Origin of the sequence: Nocardia sp. NPDC005998, from assembly GCF_040614395.1 — a bacterium.
GTDB lineage: Bacteria > Actinomycetota > Actinomycetes > Mycobacteriales > Mycobacteriaceae > Nocardia.
On sequence record NZ_JBEXUI010000088.1, the window covers coordinates 1 to 5,039 of the forward strand.

Consider the following 5,039-nt stretch of genomic DNA (forward strand, 5'->3'; position numbering starts at 1 on the left):
TTTTGGTTCCGGCTCCTCATACCCCCGTGTGGTGGGGCTGGACATTTTAGTCAGCAAATACTTTTGCTGGCGTTTGATTTTGCCATGGTTTTCGGACTCTGGTTAATTCTTCTGATTCACTCCTTCGGGGGTTGTTTCAAGAGTCTTCAACGGAGAGTTTGATCCTGGCTCAGGACGAACGCTGGCGGCGTGCTTAACACATGCAAGTCGAGCGGTAAGGCCCTTCGGGGTACACGAGCGGCGAACGGGTGAGTAACACGTGGGTGATCTGCCCTGTACTTCGGGATAAGCCTGGGAAACTGGGTCTAATACCGGATATGACCATGGGATGCATGTCTTGTGGTGGAAAGATTTATCGGTACAGGATGGGCCCGCGGCCTATCAGCTTGTTGGTGGGGTAATGGCCTACCAAGGCGACGACGGGTAGCCGACCTGAGAGGGTGACCGGCCACACTGGGACTGAGACACGGCCCAGACTCCTACGGGAGGCAGCAGTGGGGAATATTGCACAATGGGCGGAAGCCTGATGCAGCGACGCCGCGTGAGGGATGACGGCCTTCGGGTTGTAAACCTCTTTCGACAGGGACGAAGCGTAAGTGACGGTACCTGTAGAAGAAGCACCGGCCAACTACGTGCCAGCAGCCGCGGTAATACGTAGGGTGCGAGCGTTGTCCGGAATTACTGGGCGTAAAGAGCTTGTAGGCGGTTCGTCGCGTCGATCGTGAAAACCTACCGCTCAACGGTGGGCTTGCGGTCGATACGGGCGGACTAGAGTACTTCAGGGGAGACTGGAATTCCTGGTGTAGCGGTGAAATGCGCAGATATCAGGAGGAACACCGGTGGCGAAGGCGGGTCTCTGGGAAGTAACTGACGCTGAGAAGCGAAAGCGTGGGTAGCGAACAGGATTAGATACCCTGGTAGTCCACGCCGTAAACGGTGGGTACTAGGTGTGGGTTTCCTTCCACGGGATCCGTGCCGTAGCTAACGCATTAAGTACCCCGCCTGGGGAGTACGGCCGCAAGGCTAAAACTCAAAGGAATTGACGGGGGCCCGCACAAGCGGCGGAGCATGTGGATTAATTCGATGCAACGCGAAGAACCTTACCTGGGTTTGACATACACCGGAAACCTGCAGAGATGTAGGCCCCCTTGTGGTCGGTGTACAGGTGGTGCATGGCTGTCGTCAGCTCGTGTCGTGAGATGTTGGGTTAAGTCCCGCAACGAGCGCAACCCTTATCTTATGTTGCCAGCGCGTAATGGCGGGGACTCGTGAGAGACTGCCGGGGTCAACTCGGAGGAAGGTGGGGACGACGTCAAGTCATCATGCCCCTTATGTCCAGGGCTTCACACATGCTACAATGGCCGGTACAGAGGGCTGCGATACCGTGAGGTGGAGCGAATCCCTTAAAGCCGGTCTCAGTTCGGATCGGGGTCTGCAACTCGACCCCGTGAAGTTGGAGTCGCTAGTAATCGCAGATCAGCAACGCTGCGGTGAATACGTTCCCGGGCCTTGTACACACCGCCCGTCACGTCATGAAAGTCGGTAACACCCGAAGCCGGTGGCCTAACCCTTGTGGAGGGAGCCGTCGAAGGTGGGATTGGCGATTGGGACGAAGTCGTAACAAGGTAGCCGTACCGGAAGGTGCGGCTGGATCACCTCCTTTCTAAGGAGCACTTCTCCAGGCAGGCCAACACAGGTTGGTTCTTGTTCTGGCAGAGACCATTTCGGAAGCGAATGTCTTCCGGTGGAAGCTCATGGGTGGAACGCTGATATGTGCCGGGCTTGTGTCCGGATGTAGTCGACACACTGTTGGGTCCTGAGAGAACAGACGTTCTTTCCAGGCAAGATAACGACGAGGCTGATTCTTCAGTCATACCGCCGGGTTCGCTCGGGCTGGTGCTGAGTTGGGGATCGGTTTTGTGTGTTGTTTGAGAACTGCACAGTGGACGCGAGCATCTTTGTTAGTAAGTGTTTAAGAGCGTACGGTGGATGCCTTGGCACCAGGAGCCGATGAAGGACGTAGGAGGCTGCGATAAGCCTCGGGGAGCTGTCAACCGAGCTGAGATCCGAGGATTTCCGAATGGGGAAACCCAGCACGAGTTATGTCGTGTTACCCGCATCTGAATATATAGGGTGTGTGGAGGGAACGTGGGGAAGTGAAACATCTCAGTACCCACAGGAAGAGAAAACAATTGTGATTCCGTGAGTAGTGGCGAGCGAAAGCGGATGAGGCTAAACCGTTCAGATGTGATACCCGGCAGGGGTTGTCTGGACGGGGTAGTGGGGTCATTCTTCTCAGATCTGCCGGTCTGAGCGACAGTCAGAAACCGTTGGGTTAGTTGAAGTGGTCTGGAACGGCCTGCCGTAGACGGTGATAGCCCGGTAAGTGAAAATTCAACGGCTGTTGTGGATGATGCCCGAGTAGCAGCGGGCCCGTGAAATCTGCTGTGAATCTGCCGGGACCACCCGGTAAGCCTGAATACTCCCTGGTGACCGATAGCGGACTAGTACCGTGAGGGAAAGGTGAAAAGTACCCCGGGAGGGGAGTGAAATAGTACCTGAAACCGTGCGCTTACAATCCGTCAGGGCCTACGCACAACTTGTTGTGGTGGGTGATGGCGTGCCTTTTGAAGAATGAGCCTGCGAGTTAGTGGCATGTGGCGAGGTTAACCCGTGTGGGGTAGCCGTAGCGAAAGCGAGTCCGAATAGGGCGTTTCTAGTCGCGTGTTCTAGACCCGAAGCGGAGTGATCTACCCATGGCCAGGGTGAAGCGACGGTAAGACGTCGTGGAGGCCCGAACCCACTTAGGTTGAAAACTGAGGGGATGAGCTGTGGGTAGGGGTGAAAGGCCAATCAAACTCCGTGATAGCTGGTTCTCCCCGAAATGCATTTAGGTGCAGCGTCACGTGTTTCACACCGGAGGTAGAGCTACTGGATGGTCTAGGGGGCCTACAAGCTTACCGAAATCAGCCAAACTCCGAATGCCGGTGTGTGAGAGCGTGGCAGTGAGACTGCGGGGGATAAGCTTCGTAGTCGAGAGGGAAACAGCCCAGATCGCCGGCTAAGGCCCCTAAGCGTGTACTAAGTGGAAAAGGATGTGGAGTCGCGAAGACAACCAGGAGGTTGGCTTAGAAGCAGCCACCCTTGAAAGAGTGCGTAATAGCTCACTGGTCAAGTGATTCTGCGCCGACAATGTAGCGGGGCTCAAGTACACCGCCGAAGCCGCGGCATTCACACAATACATCCGCACATTCCTACGGGGGTGTGTGCAGTGGTGTGGATGGGTAGGGGAGCGTCCTACAGCCTTGGAAGCAGCAGCGTGAGCTAGTTGTGGAGGCTGTGGGAGTGAGAATGCAGGCATGAGTAGCGAAAGACGAGTGAGAAACTCGTCCGCCGAATGACCAAGGGTTCCTGGGCCAGGTTAATCCGCCCAGGGTGAGTCGGGACCTAAGGCGAGGCCGACAGGCGTAGTCGATGGACAACGGGTTGATATTCCCGTACCCGTGTATCCGCGCCCAATGGCGAATCAGTTGTGCTAAGTATCCAAAAGCGGATGGACCACCTTCGGGTGGCCGGATGTGGCTGCATACGACCCTGGCTGTAGTAGTCAAGCGATGGGGTGACGCAGGAAGGTAGCTGGGCCAGTCAGTGGTTGTACTGGTGTAAGCCTGTAGGGCGTTGTGTAGGCAAATCCGCACAACATGTGCCTGAGAGGTGATGCGTAGCCGATTGAGGTGAATTCAGTGATCCTATGCTGCCGAGAAAAGCCTCTAGTGAGTTGATACATGGCCCGTACCCCAAACCGACACAGGTGGTCAGGTAGAGAATACTAAGGCGATCGAGAGAACTGTGGTTAAGGAACTCGGCAAAATGCCCCCGTAACTTCGGGAGAAGGGGGACCCGGTCTGGTGATGAGATTTACTCTCGGAGCTGGGTTGGGTCGCAGAGACCAGAGAGAAGCGACTGTTTACTAAAAACACAGGTCCGTGCGAAGTCGTAAGACGATGTATACGGACTGACGCCTGCCCGGTGCCGGAAGGTTAAGAGGACCGGTTAGCGCTTCGGCGCGAAGCTGAGAATTTAAGCCCCGGTAAACGGCGGTGGTAACTATAACCATCCTAAGGTAGCGAAATTCCTTGTCGGGTAAGTTCCGACCTGCACGAATGGCGTAACGACTTCTCTGCTGTCTCAACCACAGACTCGGCGAAATTGCATTACGAGTAAAGATGCTCGTTACGCGCGGCAGGACGAAAAGACCCCGGGACCTTCACTATAGCTTGGTATTGGTGTTCGGTACGGTTTGTGTAGGATAGGTGGGAGACTGTGAAGCAGGCACGCCAGTGTTTGTGGAGTCGTCGTTGAAATACCACTCTGGTCGTATTGGACTTCTAACCTCGGACCATGATCTGGTTCAGGGACAGTGCCTGGTGGGTAGTTTAACTGGGGCGGTTGCCTCCTAAAATGTAACGGAGGCGCCCAAAGGTTCCCTCAGCCTGGTTGGCAATCAGGTGTCGAGTGCAAGTGCACAAGGGAGCTTGACTGTGAGAGTGACAGCTCGAGCAGGGACGAAAGTCGGGACTAGTGATCCGGCACCGGCAAGTGGAAGCGGTGTCGCTCAACGGATAAAAGGTACCCCGGGGATAACAGGCTGATCTTCCCCAAGAGTCCATATCGACGGGATGGTTTGGCACCTCGATGTCGGCTCGTCGCATCCTGGGGCTGGAGTAGGTCCCAAGGGTTGGGCTGTTCGCCCATTAAAGCGGCACGCGAGCTGGGTTTAGAACGTCGTGAGACAGTTCGGTCTCTATCCGCCGCGCGCGTCAGAAACTTGAGGAAGGCTGTCCCTAGTACGAGAGGACCGGGACGGACGAACCTCTGGTGTGCCAGTTGTCCTGCCAAGGGCACCGCTGGTTAGCTACGTTCGGAAGGGATAACCGCTGAAAGCATCTAAGCGGGAAGCCTGTTCCAAGATGAGGTTTCTCACCACCTTTGAGTGGTTAAGGCCCCCCACAGACCATGGGGTTGATAGGCCAGAACTG

The 5,039-nt window shown here is 55.8% G+C and carries 2 rRNA genes; both read left to right on the plus strand.

Going from position 1 to position 5,039, the window contains the following annotated elements:
- The first annotated feature begins 146 nt into the window (after positions 1-146).
- Positions 147-1,663: ribosomal RNA gene (locus ABZ293_RS41900) — 16S ribosomal RNA — on the plus strand.
- Between the two features lie 299 nt (positions 1,664-1,962).
- Positions 1,963-5,039: ribosomal RNA gene (locus ABZ293_RS41905) — 23S ribosomal RNA — on the plus strand; the annotation flags it as partial.